The following is a 17,540-nucleotide window of genomic DNA, read 5'->3' as shown; positions in this document are numbered from 1 at the left end:
CCAGCTTGCCCTTGCCGTTGAGCGTGGCGAGGACGAGGTCGGGGTTGTGCACCTCGACACCGGCCGGCGGCGCGATGTCGGCGGCGGTGACCAGATCCGGACCCTGCTTGCGCAGGTACATCACGACCGGCTCGTCGTGCTCCGAGGAGACGACCAGCTGCTTGATGTTCAAAATCAGGTCGGTGACGTCCTCCTTGACGCCCGGCACGGTGGTGAACTCGTGCAGGACACCGTCGACGCGGACGCTGGTGACAGCGGCGCCCGGGATCGAGGACAGAAGCGTACGGCGGAGCGAGTTGCCGAGGGTGTAACCGAAGCCCGGCTCCAGCGGCTCGATGACGAACCGGGAACGGAACTCGTCGACGACCTCTTCGGTCAACGACGGACGCTGAGCGATCAGCACGAGACATTGCCTCCAGTGTGTGGCGCCCCTGTGCGGCGCCGTGGACACCACGAAGAGTAGGGGTGATTCCGTCGCCTACAAGGCCGAACCGCCCGACACCATCCGTCTGCCGACCGGCTCGGCGGCCCGGGAGTACGGGGCGTACGGGGCGGGGACCGGCGCGAAACCGTCGCGGACGGTCCGTGGGGCCGCCCGCCCCAGCGGGCCCGCACGCCCCTTCCACACCACCCTTTCGGGGCCGTTCCCCTGTCCCCGCTTCAGGTCCCGCCCCTCGGCGCCGCCCCTTCCGGGCGGGCCACCCGGCCGCCGGACCGGCACCCGCCCTCCCGCCGGTACCCTCGCCCTCGCCCCGTCCGACCCCGTCCCTGTCCCGTCCCCGGCCACCCCGGCCGCCCCGCCACCACCGCCACCACCGCTGCCACCGCCCACACCGCTCCCGCCGCTGCCTTCCGGAGAGACCATGCCCCGCCCGTACGTCCTGCTGTCCGCGGCCGTCTCGCTCGACGGCCACCTCGACACCCGCCCGGGCGAGGAGCGGCTCCTGCTGTCCAATCAGGAGGACTTCGCGCGCGTCGACGCCGTACGGGCCGACTCCGACGCCCTCCTCGTCGGCGCCGGGACGCTCCGCGCCGACAATCCCCGCCTGCTCGTCGCTTCGGCGGAGCGCAGGGCGGCACGGGTCGCGGCCGGCAAGCCCGCGTACCCGCTGAAGGTCACCGTCACCGGCACCGGCGACCTCGACCCCGGCTGGAAGTTCTGGCACCACGGCGGGGACAAGCTCGTCCTGGCCGTCGGCGACGCCGCCGCCGCGAAGGCCCGTGCCGCCCTCGGCGGCCTGGCCACCGTGCACGGCGTCCCGGCCGAGAACGTCTGGCCGGCCGCGCTCGACCTGCTCGGCGACCGCTACGGCGTCGAGCGGCTCATGGTCGAGGGCGGCGGCACCGTCCACACCCGGCTCCTGGAAGCGGGGCTCGCCGACGAACTCCACCTCGTCGTCGCCCCGCTCCTGGTCGGCCAGCCGGACGCGGTACGGATGCTCGGCCCGGCGGCCTACCCCGGCGGCCCCTCGGCCCGGCTGCGCCTTCTGGAGGCCCGCCGGATCGGTGACGTGGTACTCCTGAGGTACGCCCCCAAGGACCTTTCGACGGAGCCCCGATGAGCACCCCTCCCCCGGCCGCCGCCCCGGGCACCGGCCGCGAACCCAACGCCGCGGACCGGTACTGGCTGGCCCTCGCCTGCGAACTGGCCGCGCTCTGCCCGCCGTCCACGACCGCGTTCAGCGTGGGAGCGGTCGTCGTCGCGGCCGACGGGACCGAACTCGCCCGCGGCTACTCCCGCGAGAGCGACCCCCACGACCACGCCGAGGAAGGCGCCCTCGCCAAACTCCCCGCCGCCGACCCCCGGCTGGCCACCGCCACGATCTACAGCTCCCTGGAGCCCTGCGCCCGGCGGGCCTCCCGTCCCCGCACCTGCGCCCGGCTCATCCAGGACGCGGGCCTGCGCCGGGTCGTCACGGCCTGGAGCGAGCCGGACACCTTCGTCACCGACGCCGACGGGACCCGGCTCCTGGAGGACGCGGGGATCACGGTCGTCGCCCTGCCCGAGTACGCGAACGCCGCGCAGGCACCCAACCGGCACCTGCTCTGAGCCGGCAGGGCCGGCGTGCATCCGCGCCGGCGGGCGCGGGCGACCGCGGACGGAGGCCGTGAGCCCGGCCTCCGTTTCCTGGCCCCTACGAGATCCGAAGGACAGCTACTGGCTCCGGGTGGCGTTCGTCAGGCCGGAATCGTCCACTCCCCCCGCCGGCTGTCCCTGCGGCTCGCCCGCCGACCCCTCGGTGTCGAGGGCGGCCCGGGGGTAGTGCCGTCGCAGTTTGACGGCGATGGCCGGGTCCTTGGGACGGAGGCGGGCTTCGGGGTCCTTGCCGCTCCGCACGACGGATTTGTCGCCGTGGGCGGCGGACAGGGCGGGACGGGGGCCTGCCGGCCGCTTCGGGCGTTCGCCCTCGAGCGGGCTGTCGCCTCTGGGAGATTCGGTCTCGAAGGGGGCGAGCCAGGTGTCCCCGCCCGCACGGGTCCGCGGTGGCAGCGGCCGGGTCGCGTCTTCCGCGCCGGCCCCCGTCGGGCGCTGACGCCGTTCGGCCAGGTGACCCGCCATCTCGTCGATGAGCTCGCCCGCGTCGGCGAACCGGTCCGCCGCCTCGCCGATCCGCTCGCCTGCCTTGGCGAGACCGCGCGCTCTGCCGGTGAGTTCCTTGGCGGTGTCGCGGCCCGCTTTGCGGGCGGCGCGCGCGCCGGCTGCTTCGGCGATGTCGCCGAAGCTCCCGGTGACGGTCGAGACCCAACCCAGGATGGACGACGCCTTGGGTGACACTTCCTCGAGCGCGCCGCTGACGACCGCGGTCACGTCGGACACGACGCCGAGGGTGCCCACGACGAGCGCCGTGGCCGAGGCCGAGTTCACGGCCGCCGCCACCCCGCCGGCCGCCACGATGGCCGCGCCGCCGGTCAGCACCGTCGCCACCAGACCGGCGATGCCCAGTCCGATGCCGAGCCAGGCGCTGAAGCTCAAGTGGCCCGACGGATCGGTCCGGTTGATCGGGTCGCCCAGGCAGTACGCGTACGGGTTGATGCCGCCCTCGTCGAACGGGCTGAGGATGTCCGGGGCGGTGAACCGCATCAGTCCGGGGTGGTAGGCGCGGTAGCCGTTGCCGAGGTGCAGCCATCCGAGTGCCGGGTCGGTCCGTTCCCCGTCGTAGCCGAGGACGCTGCCGCCCGGAACCACCGGGCGGTGGCCGTAGGCCGTGTAGGTGTACTCCTCGGCCTCCTCTCCGCCCATGGCCGCCACCAGCACGGTGCGCTTGCCGTCCGTTCCGAGCAGTCGGGTGTCGGCCCGCGCGCCCTCGCCGCGATGCTGGGCGACACAGCCCGGAGCCGTCCGCAGCAGTCGGGTGCGCTCGTCGTCCACGAGCACGGACCCGAGGACGTCCTGCCGGTAGGACAGGACCTCGGTGGTGCCGCCCGTCTCCTGGACCAGCAGCCGGTCCAGCGGATCGTAGATGTAACCGGTCTCCGCTCCGGTCTCCGCGCCCACCGACCGCAGGCGGCCCAGCGCGTCGTAGGCGAGCGTCCGCCCGGCGTCGTCGGTGACCAGCCGCCCCGCGGCGTCGTAAATCAGTTCGAGGGAGGCCGGATACGACGGGTGCGTGTGGCGGACGCCGGTGAGCTGACAGGGGTCGGACGCGTTCTCGTACGCGTACGTGGCCGTATCGGAGTCGTCGGGGCTTCCGGAGCCCTCGGAGAACGTGCTCTCGCAGTGTGTGATGTTGCCGTATCCGTCGTAGACGAAGGTCTGCTTGGCGACTGCGTTGCCTCGGTCGTCCCGTGAGAGCGCGGTACCCCCGCAGAGGTACTCGGTGAGCTGGTTGCGCGCGTTGTAGGCGAAGGTCTCGTCGCGCAGGATCGTGCCGTCGCGGGAGAGAGTCCTGCCGATGAGGCTGTTGTACCGCCATGCCTGCGTCAGGGTCCACGAGGTCCCCTGTCCGTCGGTGATCGTCCGCTCCACCTCGCGGCCGAAGTCGTCCAGGGTCAGCGCGGTCGTCAGGGTGTGCCCCGTGTCCGGGGCTTCGGTGGTCCACCCCGACACCCGGTCGGCGTCGTCGTAGGTCGTCGTCACGCGCATGGCCGGGTCGTCGATCACCGAGATCCGGCCGTACACGTCCCTGGTGATCCGCTGGGCGGCCCCGTCGGCCTCCGTGTAGCCGTCCTCCAGGCCGCCCACCGTGTAGCTCCATCGCGTGGTGTACGCGAACCGGCTCGCGCGTTCGCTCGCGTCCGAGCTCAGGAGGCCGGAGGGATGATAGTCACGGGTGATCGTGACTTCGTCCTCTTCCGCCCGGGTGAGGGATCCGGAGACCGGGTGGTACGCGAACCGTTGCGTGAGCGAGCCGGCCGTCAGCTCGGAGAGGGCGTTGCCGAGCGCCGGGACGTACGCGTAGGTGCGGATCCCCCCGTCGGGCGCGGTGACCGAGGACGGGAGCGGATCGCCGGGCCGTGCGTACGACTGATGCCACGTACGCCCACCGGAGGTGGTGTTGATCGTCCGGCCCAGGCCGTCGAACTCCTGGGTGCCGTAAGGCACCGCGTTCACCGAGACCTCGGTGACCAGCGCGTCCGCCGAGAACGGCGCGTAGGTGCGGGACACCTCCGTGTCGTCCGCGAGTGTCGTACGGACGAGCCGGCCGCGCGAGTCGTAGTCGTATCGTGTGACGTTTCCGAGCTCGTCGGTCTCCCGGCGCGTCCGGCCCCAGCCGTCGTACTCGACCGACCGGCCGCCCGCCCGTACATCGTCCAGATCGAACCACTCCACACTCACCGGCTCGCCCCGGGCGTCGACGGTCGTCACCTCCCGTCCGGTGACCGGGACGCCGTCACCCGCTCGCCAGGTCGTGATCGTCCGGTGCACCGGGTCGGTCTCGGTGAGGAGGGACGCGCCGTTGCCGAGGTCCGTGGCCGACAGCAGCCCCCAGTCGTCGTAAGTGAAGGTCCGGGTCAGGGCGACCGTGTCGCCCCCGCGCACGTGGTCCAGCGTCTCGGCCGCCGACACCCGGCCCCGGGCGTCATAGCTCCAGGTCCGGAGGGTGTACCAGGTGTCGTCGTCGCTGTCCTTGCGCTCGCTCCTGAGGGGGCGGCCCATGCCGTCGAGGGTCTCGCGCACCTGGTTGCCCAGCGGGTCGGTCGACGTCGTGACGAACCCCGTCGTGGCGTCGATCTCGTACGTGTGGGTCTCCCGTGCCTCGTACGGGGTGTCCGGGTTCGCCGTGCGCGTGAGCAGACGTCCCCACACGTCGTAGGTCAGGGCGGTGACGTTGCCCTGGGGGTCGGTGGTGGACCACAGGCGTCCGGTGAACCGCGAACGGCTCTCCGAGCGGGTCACGGCGAGCCCGTCGTGGGTGGTCCGCGTGTGAGTCTGGTCCAGCGCGTCCTCCTCCACCGAGAAGGTGAAGTCGTGCGTCGCGGTGTAGTCCGGGCCGTCGTCGCCGTCGGGGTACTCGGTCTCGACCAGGCGGACGAGACGGCCGTACTCCGCGTACGAGGCGCTGTTCCGCACCACCGGCGGAGTGCTGTACGTGAACGTCTGCCGCGTCAGGAGCACGCCGTCGGCGTGGCGTTGTTCCTCGGCCTTCAGCACCACGGTCTCCACAAGCGGATCCGGTGTGCCCGTGTGGGCCGTGTAGCGGTAGCGGGTCTCGTGGACAGGTGCGTCGAAGGAGGTCTCCGGCGGTGTCCGGGTGACGCCGGCCAGGAGGCGGGTGAACCCGTTGGGGTCGGGCGGGCAGTCGGATCCGCTTCCCTCCGCGGGGTAGTACGTCCAGGTGGTGACGGTGCCGTCGGGCTCGGTCTGGCTCAACGGATTGCCCGACGCGTCGAATTCGGTCTCGGTGACCTCTTGATACGAGTCTTCGGCATTCTGGGGGCCGGTCCAGGTGACCGTGCGGCTCTTCGGGAGCTGGAACTGGGCGGGCTGCGCGCCGAACGGCTCGCCGGGCTTCGCGTAATACTCCGTCTGCACGCTCCGGGAGCAGCCGTTCTGCCATGACGTCTCACCTGTCTGCAGGTGGTACTTGTTGTACTCACGGGTGATGGTCGCGGGCTGATCTCCGCCTTTCCTCGACTCCGTGGATCCGTAGGTATAGCCGGTCAGCGCCTCGTAAAGATTGTCTCTGTCCGGGTTCCAGGCCGCTTGGGAATTCGGGTCCCCGACGAAGCTGTTGCGGTAGGTGTAGGTCGATTCGACAAAGGGCTGCTCACCACCCGGCATCCGGACGAAGCGCGCCACGCGGGGTAGCGACGGAAGTCTGGAGGAGGACGGGAATTCGGGCCCCGGCCCGTAGGAAGCCGTCTCGGACATCCCACTCGGCGTGGTCACGCCATTGATCCAGACTTCCTGCTCCCCCTGCTGGCCCACGTCCGCGAAAGAGAAAGTCCACACCAGGTCGTCCTGCCCGGACCTGGCGAGGTGCACGCTGTCGACCATCTTGTCCTGGACCTGCTTGCGGATCCACATCTCGACGGTGTAGTTCTCCGGCCGGTCGGGCAGGACATCGAGGACGACTTTGGTTTCCCGGTATTCCACGGTCAGCAGCGTGTCGCTCTCGTCCGCGATCTCCGTGAGCCGGGGCTGTGCGCCGCCGAAATCCCAGGAGAAGAAAGCACCGCGGCCGGCGGGCGTCAGCAGAGCGGTCGGCACCTTCGTTCGGTGCGCGTTCCCCGGACCGGTCAGGATCTCCACATCACCGGACTTGCGAACGATCCGGTACCGGTCCTCTTCTTTGAACATCCGGACCACATCGAGGTTGTTCTGCTCCAGGACGACATCCGAGCCAACGTCCGCCACCTTGTACTGCTCGCCCGTGGACAGGGACAGCAGCCTTCTATCGGTGTCGTAGGTGGTGAGGCCCAGCGAGACACCCTTCCCAAAGCCCACGTCGGCCTTGGACAGCGGGGAATACCTCATCGTCAGCGGCAGCGACGGGCCGATGTTGCGGTTGCCGACGAGCCCGCCCAACTCGATCGCGAGGTTGAACAGGCCCGTCCGGGGATCCACACCCCCCGATACCGCGCTGCCGAAGTTGCCGGCTTGAGTGAAGAACTCGGATGAAGCCATGGAAAAACAGCCTCCGCAGTGCCGATCGTCATGTTCCGCCGGGCTCCGCAGCGGCGCTGCTCAGCCTCGTCCGGGCATGCGCGCACGCTGCTGACGGCGCGTCTATGTCGTCTTGCGCTTCTGGAAGTTCACCTCGCTCTCGGAGTCGGGCTCAAGCTCCCTCCAGTACGTCCACGCGTTCCAGATATTCCCATCGGGCTTGCCACTGGCTCCTCTGGTCGTCGCACTCAGGCTCGATCCGGCCCGCTGGACGTGCCTGATGTGGACCGAGTCCTGTTCCCGGATGAACTCGTTTCCGTCGGACTCGATTCTCCCGTCGGCGGCGAAAGTGAAGGAGGTCCCTCCGAGGCTCATGACCAGGCTTCCCTGCTTTCCTTGCCGGATCAGCCAGTTCCCGACCTCGATGGGCTTGTCGGTTCCTTCCACATCGATCACGACCCGGTTGAAGAAACCGTCTCCTCCATTCTGCGAGCTGACCTTCACGCCTTCATCAGTCCGGACCCTGATCCCGATCGACTTTCGGCGGATCGGCGCCGGAGAGGTCCGACAGGACACATCGAATTTAACCTGGACAGTCGACCCGTCCTTGATCCCGGGACCGGCGGGTCCGCCCTCTCCGAGGACTTCGAAGGGCCGGGATGTCACCTGGTAACACCAGCCCGAGGAGCCCTCCCTGTTGAGCTCCGACTCATCGACGTAGTCGATGAGCTCCACTCTCTCGACCAACTCGCTGGGAGAGATCTCGACAGGGTCGCCCTCAGCATCGATCGGCAGAACCGATACCACCACCCCGGTCCAGTGACCCACCCCGCTCTGGGCTTCCATCTGCCCGCTCTCGGTCACCACCGAGATATCCAACACACCTGTCCACGCCATCGTCGCCTCCTGGATTGTGCGTTTGCCGTTTGCTGGCCTCCCCCGCCCTGATTCCCCTTGCCCGAGAGGCGGCATGTTCTACGATTTCTTGATCTTTTCGATCCGCACCGTGCTGTCCCTGTTGGGTTTCCCCTGCTTCCAGTAGGTCCAGGACTTCCATTGATCCGGCTTGCCGCTCGATCCACTGATCGTGGCGTTCAGGGTCGAATTCCGGTTGACGTGCCAGATGTCGACCTCATCCTTGTCCTGAATGAAATCCCTTCGATCGCAGCTGATCCTCCCCTCGGCGCTGAAGACGAGGGAGGTTTCGCCACAGCTCATGACAAGACTTCCGCTTTCGTCCTGGTAGAGCGTCCAATCCCCGATCTCGATCGCCTTGTCATAGGCTCTTTCCATCTCAGGCCTCCTGTCGTTGAATTCAAGCGAGGGATGAACGGGATGCCCTGCGAGCCCTCCGCCCCGGCCCCGAACGAGCACCACCGTGCCACGCAGCGACCGTGGTCGCATACCGACCGTTCCGCCGGTCCGGAAGGGCCGACCGCTCGGACTCGCGCGGCCCTGACGGCCGTATCCCAGGGGCTGCTGGCGCTCTCCCGCAGGAGGCTTCATCCTGGTTCACGCGCATGAGGCGCGGGCGCGGAGCGAACCGCTATCACTGGAAAGGGTGAAGGTTCCGGCACCCGGTCCGGGACAGGCGCCGGGCCAGGAGTGCCGTATGGGATCCCGCTCGGCCTTCACCCGGGCAGCCGGCCCGACGACGGCGACCACGACAGCCCTGGGCGGCGCGGCCGGTTCCTTCGCGCCCCGGCGGTGCGCCCCCGTCACGGGTCGCGCGGGCTCGGCCAGGTGGACGGAGCCGTCCAGGAAAACGGCTCCGTCCAACCGCGCGGGAGGCCCCCGGGCATCACCCCTGCGCGATGCCGCGACTGTCGGCGCGGCGGCTGCGGGGGCCCTGCGGACCGTAAGCCCGTCAGATCGTGCGTACCGCCTTGAAGTCGTCCACGGAGAGGGTGACGGGGACACTGGTGGCCGATCCGGACAGGTACACCAGCAGACCGGTGCTGCCGGCGCCCTGGAGATCGGCGGTGGAGTCGGTCGCCGACACCTGCCAGGCCGACGGTTCGCCCGTCGCCGCCGGCCACACCTTGGCCCGCAGGGTGGTGGGGGCGGCCCCGGTGACCTGGAAGCGGACCCGCAGCGGCATGCCGGGGGTGACGGAGAGTCCCGGGATCTGGGACGCGGTGCCGATGTCGGTCTCGGCGCCCGTCGCGTCGGCGCGCCGCAGTTGCAGGCTCACCCCGCCGTCCGCGCGCAGCAGCACCAGGGCCCGGTACGTACCCGAGCCGTCGACCTTGCGTCCGACGGCGCTGACGTAGACGCCGCCGCCCGTGGCGGCCTTGTCCACCGAGAAGGTGAGGGTCAGATCGGTGTCGGTGGTCAGCACCTGGTGCAGATAGGCGCTGCGGGAGACACCGGGGGCCGGCAGGACGACCTGTCCCTTGCCGCCGTCGGCCGAGTAGCCGCTCGCCGGATCCCCCACCCACCAGTCGCCGCCGGAGTCCGCGGTGCCCCATCCGCCGGTGACGGTCCGGCCGAAGCTGTCGGAGGCGTGGACGTCGGTCGGCGGGCCGAGCCGGCTCCGCGTCGCCCAGTCCGCGACGCGCTGTCCGGTGGCGAGGCCGTACTCGCCGTCGAAGCGGTAGTGCACCCCCAGCCAGACGCGGCTGAGCGCGTCCTCCCGCGCGGCGGCGCCGAAGGAGGTGAACGACCGGGTCGCGCCCTGGGCGTACGGGTCGTCCGTACCGGCCTCGAAGGCGAAGTCGTCCCGTCCCACGTAGTTCCGCAGCACCTGGGACCAGGCGCCGGCGAACGTCGCGTGCCCGGAGATGAACGCCGGGAACGGCGGCGAGAAGGAGGTGCCGGCGCGGTCGCGGGACTCGGGCCGCCAGCCGGCGTCGGGGTGGGTGGCGTGGAGGTGGATGGCCGTCTCCGGGCGCCACAGGTCGATGTCGGTGTCGTACTTCGTGTCCCACGCGGCGATGGCGGCGTCGGCGAGCGCCAGCGACATCCAGGCGAACAGCTTGGCGTTGGTCAGCTCGGACCGGTCGGGCAGCAGGCCCGCCACGCTCTGCGTGATCGCGAGCAGCTGGCCGGGCGGCTTGTACGTGCCGTCCACGTCGTTCGCCCAGAAGTGCGCGGCCCTGGTCTGGTCGGCGGTACGGCCCGGGGCGCCGACCCCGCCGACGTCCCGGAGTTCCTCCACGTGCGCGAGATAGGTCGTGTTGCCGATCAGTTCGCCGACCGTCCGCGCGCCCTGGGGGTAGGAGGGCCGGAACTGGTTTCCGCTCGCCATCGTGAACGGCCGGACCCTCCCCCAGTGCGGGTCCAGGGCCGCGTCCGCTCCCGTGGGCCGCCAGTCGCCCGGCCGGTCGCCCGGTACGTAGACGATCGTGGCGTCCGCTCCGTCGTTGCGGCGCGTCACCAGCATCACCTGGGCGACGCGGGATCCGATGGCGGCGGCCTGCTCGCGCTGGGCCTGTGTGACGGAGCCGGGGATGGCGGCCTGCGCGGTGCCGAGCGCCGCCGCGAAGTCGAACTGCGGATAGGACGCCTTCGGATACAACGCGCTGAGCACGCCGTACGCGGCATGGTCGATCGCCGTGCTCACGTCGGGCGCGGTGCCCGCCGGGACGGGGACGCGGATCAGATAGGGCTGGCCGATGCCGCCCGCGACGGTCGCCCGGCTCGCCGAGTTGGCGCTGTCGTAGACGGCCCCGTTCATCATCGCGGCCGTCCTGGTCAGTCTCCCCGGGGAGGCCGCCCCTTTGACGAGTCCGCGGAAGGTGTCGCGCAGCACCTGGTTCCAGTACAGCACGTGGTCGATGGTCGCGGCCGGGGCGGCCGATGCCGCCCGTGAGGACGGGGCGGCCTGCGCGGGCGGGGCCCCGACCGCCATCGAGCCCGCTGCCAGCCCCGCGCCGGCCAGGAGGAGACTGCGGCGCCGTATCGATCTGTTCTCGTCCATATACGTTCCCTCTTCGTCGAGGTTCCCAGTGGTGCGATACAGGTGTGCGAGGGTGCGACGTGCCGGTGCTTCACCTCTGTACCTCCGTGCGCGCGGGCGCGCGGAGGCATGCGGCCGCGGCACCCGTGCCGGAGCGTCGAAGGTGCGGCAGGGTTTCGCGGCGAAGCGCCTCACGATCGCACTGGCATATTCCAAGCCGCCACCGACGGACATGTACTTGTCAAACGTTGGCGGGATTCCGATGGCCGACCGGGCACTCCCCGCCCCCTCCGCGACTCCGCTGCCGTCGTGACGCGGCTGCCGTCGTGACGGGGCTGCCGTACGACATCCGCGTCCCGCCGGCCACCGGAGGGCGGCCGAGTGGGTGGTGCCGGGCGGCGTTCGGGTGAGGCCGGAAAGTGGCGCGAGGGTTCGGGTTCGCGAGGGCGAGAGAAAGGGGGGCGTGAATCCTCCCTCGTATGTGATGCGCTCCCGTCCGGGCGGGGTCCGGGCCCGGGCTCTCCTTCGCGGCCTGGTCGCGGCCCTGTGCGCCGCCCTGTGCCTGGCCGGGTTCGCGGCGCCGCCCGCGAGCGCGCGGCAGTCCCCGCCGGCCGGTACCGCCCTGGGCTGGGGGTGGAACAGCTACGGGCAGGTGGGGGACGGCACCACCACCCAGCGCGACACCCCGGTCGACGTGAGCCTGCCCGCGGGTGTCGAACTCGCCGCCGTCGCGGCCGGCGCGTACCACAGCCTGGGGCTGACGTCCGACGGCCGGGTCTTCGGCTGGGGCAACAACGAGTGGGGGAACCTGGGCGACGGCACCACCACCAGGCGCCCCACGCCGGTCGAGACACACCTGCCGGCGGGCACCCGGGTCGAGGCCATCGCGGCCGGTGGCGGGCACAGTCTGGCGCTGACCTCCGACGGCCGGGTGCTCGCCTGGGGCGCGAACGACGAAGGGCAGCTGGGGGACGGTACGACGTCCCTCGAGGAGCCCCACCCCACGCCGGCCGAGGTGCACCTGCCCGCGGGGGTGCACGCCGTCGCCATCGCCTCCGGGTGGCTCCACAGTCTGGCACTGACCTCCGACGGCCGGGTCCTCGCCTGGGGGTACAACGGCTACGGGCAGCTGGGGGACGGCACCATCACGGATCGCAGTACGCCGGTCGAGGTGGACCTGCCGGCCGGTGCCGAGGTCACCGCCTTCACGGCGGGCGGCGAGTTCAGCCTGGCGCTGACGTCCGACGGCCGGGTCCTGGCCTGGGGGTACAACAGGAGCGGACAGCTGGGGGAAGGCACCAGTACGCGCTACCAGCCCACACCGGTCGAGACACTGATCCCGGCCGGTACCACGATCACCGCCATCGCCGCGGGGTCCACCGGCAACCACAGCCTGGCGCTGACCTCCGACGGCCGGGTGCTCGCCTGGGGGTACAACTCGGAAGGTTCACTGGGGACCGGTGACTTCATCAGCAGCAGGACGCCGGTCGAGACGCTTCTGCCCGCCGGTACCCATGCCGTCCTCATCGCCGCCGGTGGCGTGCACAGCATGGCGGTGCTGTCCGACGGCCGGCTGTACGCCTGGGGGGCGGACTACTACGGGCAGTTGGGCGACGGCACCTCCGGCGGCTTCGGCAACCCCACGCCGCACCGGGTGCTCATCCCCGCCGGCCACCGCGTCACGGCGATGTCCGGCGGGTACCTCCACAGCCTGGCACTGGCGGTACGCGGAGAGAGTGCCACGACGCTGACGGCCTCCGCCACCACGGTCGCGCCCGGGGAGGCGGTGACCTTCACGGCGGATGTGACGTGCGAGGTCGGGACTCCGACCGGGCAGGTGGTCTTCTCCGACGGGACCACGCCGATCGGTACGGGCACGCTGGGCTCGGACGGCTCCGTGAGCCTGACCACCACCTCTCTGCCCGTGGGCACGCACTCCATCACGGCGCGCTACGAGGGCGACGGCGTCTGTCCGGCCTCGGTGTCGGAAGCGGTCACGGTGACCGTGGAGGAGAACGCGGTCCCGTCGCTCGGGCTGACCAAGCAGGTGGTCTCGACCGGGCCGTTCCAGGTCGGTGACACCGTCGACTACACGTACACGGTCACCAACACGGGCTCCGCCGCCCTGACCGGTCTGGCGGTGACGGACGACCTGGTGACGGGGGTGAGCTGCGGAGAGACGAGCCTTGCCGGCGGGCAGAGCACCACGTGTCAGGGCAGCTACACGGTCACCGAGGCCGACGCGACCGCGTGCACGCGGGGCCGTGACGGTGGTGGTCACGGCGGTGGATACGGTGGTGGTGACGGCGGCGGTCACGGCGGCGGTACGACCTGCCCGGTCACCAACACGGCGTACGCGACGGCGAGCGACCCCCAGGGCGGCCAGATCACCAGTGGCACCGCCACCGCCACCATCCAGGTCACCACCGGCGACGGCAACGGCGGTGGCGACGGGGGCGGTTACGGCGAGCGGCCCGGCGACGGCGACGGACACAGGAAGGCACGAAGCGCGTAACTCCTCACCCGTCCCGCACTCGTGCCCCTCCCGGACGTTCCGGGAGGGGCACGGTGCCGCGGGTGCTTGCCTGGGAATCGGGTCCGTTCCCGGGCCCAAACTCCCCGGGGGCCGCTACCGCTTGATCAGAGAGACGAACCCGAGCAGGAACGTGGCGCTGTAGCCCCGGAACTGCCCGCCGTGCTGGCCGTCGAGGAGGTAGCTGCCGCGGGTGGCGTCCCAGTCGCCGTCGGTCAGGGCGCCCCGGATGTCACCGCCCATGTGGTCCCAGCTGGTGATGGCCTCGGCGTGGGCCTGGACCTGCCAGGAGCCGCCCCGGCGCAGCGCGTTGTAGACCTCCTGGCCCACACGCCGGTTGCGGGCCGTCTCGGCGAACGTGACGGCCATGAGCTCGATCGAACTCTGCAGCGGGCTGCCCGTGTTGACGTCGGTGTTGTACATCAGGTTGTTGACGGCCCCGGTGATGTTCTCCTGGTTGACGGTGATGCCGGACAGGTTGGTGTAGTTCTCCGGGAAGTTGAGCTGGGTCCGGAACGCTCCGGGCATGATCGAGTCGGGGATCTCGCTGCCCCGGAAGTGGTACAGCGTGTTGCTCGACCGCCGATAGAACCCCCGGACGTACAGGTCGGCCGGGTCGATGACGAGCTCGACCTCCGCGGGGTCCTCGTAGCCGAGGTGACCGACCGGGACCGTGGCCCAGTTCTCCGCCCCGGAGTTGCCCCTGCCGAGGAGCCGATGGGTGAATCCGCGCGGGCCGACCGGCATCGGCTCGGAGAAGTCGTGCCGCATCCGGTAGATCAGCCGCTGGACCGCGAGGGCGAACTCCTCCGGCTGGGAGATGTCGGACGCCGTGGCGCCCGCCGCTCGGGGCGTCTTCGAGGCGGGCGATGCCGCCGACACGGGCAATGCCGGCGATACCGGCAATACCGTCGACGCGGTCGACGCGGTCACCGGAGCGGGCCGGTCCGGCGCCGCCGCGGCGGGGGTGGCGTAGAGCAGGGCGGACGCGAGGGCCAGGGTGGCGACGCCGGCCAGGCCGCGTGTCAGAAGGCGAGAGCTTCTCATCATGGTCCTCACGAGACGAATTCTGCGGTGGCGCGGAGCGTGCCGTAGCTGACCACGCCGCCGTTGGACCAGTACTTGACCGTGTACACCTTGGTGCTCGGGAGGTCGCCGGTGTCGATGAAGGTCGCCCCGTCGGCGCCGTCGCAGTGGTTGGACTTCTTGGGGCACACCCAGTCCCAGGTCACCCGGGAACCGCTGCTGTCGAGGACCTCGATCCAGTCCCATTCCCGGTACGGGTTGCGGTGGTCGGGGCCGATCCAGTGCACGCTCACACCGGTCCGGCCGGGCGCCTGGGCCTTGGCCACGTCGACGACCAGATAGTCGGTGTTGACCGGCGGGCTGTCGAGGGTACGGGCCGGGGCGGCGGACTTGCCGGTCTCGATGGCCCGGGCGGTCTCGCCGCGGATCCCCTTCTCGGTGGTGGGACCGCTCTTGGGCTCGGCGGACTCCAGGCACCACAGCTGGGCGAAGTCGTTGCCGCAGTTGTTGACGGTGACCTGGTCGCCCGCCTTGGCACCGGCGGTCAGACAGCCCTTCTCGCCGTTGTGGATCCGGAACCAGCCGCTGCCGGCCGCCTCGAAGCTCCAGTGCTGGTTGGGGTCTCCATTGGTCCTGTGGATCTGCCACAGGTTGGCGAGACCGTTGGTCATGTCGCCGTCGAGGACCTTGTCCGCACCGCCGGGCACGGTGGTCTCGGCGAGGTAGCCACCCTCTCCGGCGTCCCAGAAGCGCCAGACCTGGGCGCTCGTGTCGTTCTTCTCCCAGGTCTGGACCCTGGCGCCGTCCTCGGTCTCGCGGTTGTCGAGGTCCAGGGCCTCGTACCGTTGGGAGACGATCCGGTATAAGCCGCCTTGTGAGACGTCGGCTTCGGAGAGGACGGCGTTCGGGACGGCGGGCCGCGGGAGCCCCGCCGCCGTCTTCTTGCCCGAGCCATGGCCGGAGCCCTGCTCCGCGCTCCGCGCCTTCGTGTCGTACCCCGCGCTCTGTGCCGTGCCGCGCGCCGTGCCCTGTGCCGTGTGCTGCGCCGCCGAGGCCCCGAGGCCGATGCCGACGGTCGCCGCGATCGCGGTGACGACGGCCGCGCCGGCGGTGGTCATGCGCCGGATGTTCGCTCTCATCGTGGACTTCCCCATCATCCGTGAGTCCCGCCCGAGTCGACCGCTTCAGGCACATCCGGCAGTTCGGGCCCGGTGGTTCATGCCTGGAACGGCCCCCCGAGAGCAGGTGTACGAACCGCGAGCGCCCGCCCGAGGAACGGCCTGGTCATGACCGCCTCGCCACGCACACCTCGCGCAACTGACCGCCCGGCCAGCTGAGTTCAGCGTTCCGCATCGGCAGGTCCAGACCTCAAGCGTTGCGATTTCCCGGCGTGTCGCGGCGGGATCCCGCCGCCTCGACACGAGATGGTCAACTCCCTTTAATTCAAATGGAGTTGTGAAACCCGTGACGCCGCACCCCACGGGCGGCATGGCCATCCCCAGCGCGATCTACGACTCCCGACCAGGCACCAGGCGATGCGCGTTCCGGCCGACGAGCAGACCCACCGACAGAACCCCGCCGCCGAGCAGCAGGAAGTACAGCGGCAGCGAGAGGACGGTGGTGAGCCGGTAGAGCTGGCCGCCGGCCACCACGCCCACCGCTCCGAAGAGGCCGTTCAGCGCGAGGAACCGACTGGTCCAGCCGGGCGGTGCGACCTCGGCGGCGAGCGCCAGGCCGGCCGGGGCGAGCGAGATCTCGCCGCAGGAGTAACAGAGATAGACCAGCAGCAGCCAGTACGGGCCGACCGTCCCCCGCTGGGCGAGCAGCGCGGCCACGGCCATCAGCAGGAAGCCGACCCCCGCGGCGGCGAGCGCGGCCGAGAACTTCACGGGCACGCCGGCCCTCGGTCCGGCCCGTCGCCACAGCCGGGTGAACAGCGGGGCGACCAGAAGCACGAACAGCGGATGGACGGACTGGAACCAACTGGCGGGGACCTCGAAGCCGAAGATCTCGCGGTCCGTGTGGCGTTCGGCGAAGAGACCCAGTGCCGAGCCGCTCTGCGCGAAGATCATCCAGAAGCATGCCGAAGCCGCCATCAGGACGGTGAACCGGCCCAGTGCACCCCTGACCTGCGGCAGGGACCGCAACGACCGCAGGTACACCAGTGGCAGGCCAAGGGTGAGCAGCCCGAGACAGGCCAGTACCCCGGTGACGTCGAGGACCCCGGCCGCCGCGGCGGCGCCCCCGACGACCGCCACCGCGGCGAGCACCGTCAGGGTCCGGCGCACCGCGCGCCGCGCCTCGGCGCGGCCGAGCGGCCGGACCGGGCGGCGGCCCACCTCGCCGAAGCGGCGCAGGCCGAGGGAGAACTGGACGAGACCGGCCGTCATCCCGATCGCGGCCGCGGCGAAGCCGAGGTGCCAGGCGACCCGCTCCGCGAGCAGCCCGGTCACCACGGGCGCGATCAGCGCGCTGACCTGGATGCACAGGTAGAAAAGGGAGAACGCGGCCTCGCGCCCGCCTCCCCGCTCCGAACCTGCCCGCTCCAGACCTCCCCGCTCCGGACCCGCCCCCTCCGGTCCGCCCCGCTCGTCGCCGACCTCGGCCACCATCGCGGCCAGCGACGGCTTGACCAGACCGGTGCCGGCGACGATCAGCAGCAGGCCGGCGTAGAGCGCGACGGCCGACGGCAGGGCGAGCACCGCGTGTCCGGAGGCGATGAGGGCGCCGCCGGCCAGAATCGCGCGCCGGGCGCCGAGGACCCGGTCGGCGAGCCAGCCGCCGGGCAGTCCGGCCACGAAGCTCAGCGACATGTAGCCGGCGAAGACCGCGGTGGCCTGCTGCGGCGCCATGCCCATCCCGCCGTGCCCCGGGGACGCGGTGAGGTACAGGACGAGGATCGCGGCCATCCCGTAGAAGCTGAACCGCTCCCAGAGGTCCACCGCGAGGAGCGTGCCGAATCCGCGGCGCCGGCCGCCCCGGGGGCGTACCCCGTCGGGGGCCGCCGACGCCTTCACCGAGGACTCCACGGT

At 71.0% G+C, this 17,540-nt stretch carries 8 protein-coding genes and 2 pseudogenes; 2 read left to right on the top strand and 8 right to left on the bottom strand.

Annotated features, from left to right (window positions below; translation table 11 throughout):
- A pseudogene (locus tag ABZ990_RS28535) lies at nucleotides 1-403 on the bottom strand (DNA-directed RNA polymerase subunit alpha); the annotation flags it as partial.
- A gap of 460 nt (nucleotides 404-863) precedes the next feature.
- Between ABZ990_RS28535 and ABZ990_RS28530 the strand changes: the two are divergent.
- Nucleotides 864-2,050, top strand: a pseudogene (locus ABZ990_RS28530) (dihydrofolate reductase family protein).
- A gap of 105 nt (nucleotides 2,051-2,155) precedes the next feature.
- Here ABZ990_RS28530 and ABZ990_RS28525 read toward each other — a convergent pair.
- The 4 genes from ABZ990_RS28525 to ABZ990_RS28510 form a co-directional block, all read right to left on the bottom strand.
- On the bottom strand, nucleotides 2,156-7,069 hold the full coding sequence (locus tag ABZ990_RS28525; RefSeq protein ID WP_361237587.1) for an RHS repeat-associated core domain-containing protein: 4,914 nt from the start codon (nucleotides 7,067-7,069) through the stop codon (nucleotides 2,156-2,158).
- A gap of 102 nt (nucleotides 7,070-7,171) precedes the next feature.
- Nucleotides 7,172-7,945, bottom strand: a complete 774-nt coding sequence (locus ABZ990_RS28520; protein WP_361237584.1) for a hypothetical protein — start codon at nucleotides 7,943-7,945, stop codon at nucleotides 7,172-7,174.
- Nucleotides 7,946-8,023: 78 nt separating this feature from the next.
- The gene (locus tag ABZ990_RS28515; RefSeq protein WP_361237581.1) at nucleotides 8,024-8,341 is read right to left on the bottom strand and encodes a hypothetical protein; all 318 of its coding nucleotides are present in this window, start codon (nucleotides 8,339-8,341) and stop codon (nucleotides 8,024-8,026) included.
- Between the two features lie 574 nt (nucleotides 8,342-8,915).
- Complete coding sequence (locus tag ABZ990_RS28510; protein WP_361237578.1) at nucleotides 8,916-10,970, bottom strand: vanadium-dependent haloperoxidase; 2,055 nt, start codon at nucleotides 10,968-10,970, stop codon at nucleotides 8,916-8,918.
- 442 nt (nucleotides 10,971-11,412) lie between these two features.
- Between ABZ990_RS28510 and ABZ990_RS28505 the strand changes: the two genes are divergently transcribed.
- Nucleotides 11,413-13,464: an Ig-like domain repeat protein gene (locus ABZ990_RS28505; RefSeq protein WP_361237575.1), complete on the top strand. Its 2,052-nt coding sequence runs from the start codon at nucleotides 11,413-11,415 to the stop codon at nucleotides 13,462-13,464.
- Between the two features lie 114 nt (nucleotides 13,465-13,578).
- Here ABZ990_RS28505 and ABZ990_RS28500 read toward each other — a convergent pair whose 3' ends face one another.
- From ABZ990_RS28500 to ABZ990_RS28490, 3 genes are all read right to left on the bottom strand, one after another.
- Nucleotides 13,579-14,532, bottom strand: a complete 954-nt coding sequence (locus tag ABZ990_RS28500) for a ribosome-inactivating family protein (RefSeq protein WP_361237572.1) — start codon at nucleotides 14,530-14,532, stop codon at nucleotides 13,579-13,581.
- 5 nt (nucleotides 14,533-14,537) lie between these two features.
- Nucleotides 14,538-15,647: an RICIN domain-containing protein gene (locus ABZ990_RS28495; protein WP_361237569.1), complete on the bottom strand. Its 1,110-nt coding sequence runs from the start codon at nucleotides 15,645-15,647 to the stop codon at nucleotides 14,538-14,540.
- A gap of 369 nt (nucleotides 15,648-16,016) precedes the next feature.
- The gene (locus tag ABZ990_RS28490; RefSeq protein WP_361237566.1) at nucleotides 16,017-17,537 is read right to left on the bottom strand and encodes an oligopeptide:H+ symporter; all 1,521 of its coding nucleotides are present in this window, start codon (nucleotides 17,535-17,537) and stop codon (nucleotides 16,017-16,019) included.
- Nucleotides 17,538-17,540: the final 3 nt, after the last annotated feature.

The organism is Streptomyces sp. NPDC046203 (genome assembly GCF_040646255.1).
Taxonomy (GTDB): Bacteria; Actinomycetota; Actinomycetes; order Streptomycetales; family Streptomycetaceae; genus Streptomyces.
Note: the sequence above shows the minus strand (reverse complement) of the source record. Positions and strands in the feature narration are given on the sequence as shown.

Excerpts from the sequence above, each read along its gene's own strand:
- ABZ990_RS28515 (WP_361237581.1), bottom strand. The coding sequence starts at position 8,341 with ATGGAAAGAGCCTATGACAAGGCGATCGAGATCGGGGATTGGACGCTC.
- ABZ990_RS28500 (WP_361237572.1), bottom strand. The coding sequence starts at position 14,532 with ATGATGAGAAGCTCTCGCCTTCTGACACGCGGCCTGGCCGGCGTCGCC.
- ABZ990_RS28510 (WP_361237578.1), bottom strand. The coding sequence starts at position 10,970 with ATGGACGAGAACAGATCGATACGGCGCCGCAGTCTCCTCCTGGCCGGC.
- ABZ990_RS28495 (WP_361237569.1), bottom strand. The coding sequence starts at position 15,647 with ATGAGAGCGAACATCCGGCGCATGACCACCGCCGGCGCGGCCGTCGTC.
- ABZ990_RS28525 (WP_361237587.1), bottom strand. The coding sequence starts at position 7,069 with ATGGCTTCATCCGAGTTCTTCACTCAAGCCGGCAACTTCGGCAGCGCG.
- ABZ990_RS28520 (WP_361237584.1), bottom strand. The coding sequence starts at position 7,945 with ATGGCGTGGACAGGTGTGTTGGATATCTCGGTGGTGACCGAGAGCGGG.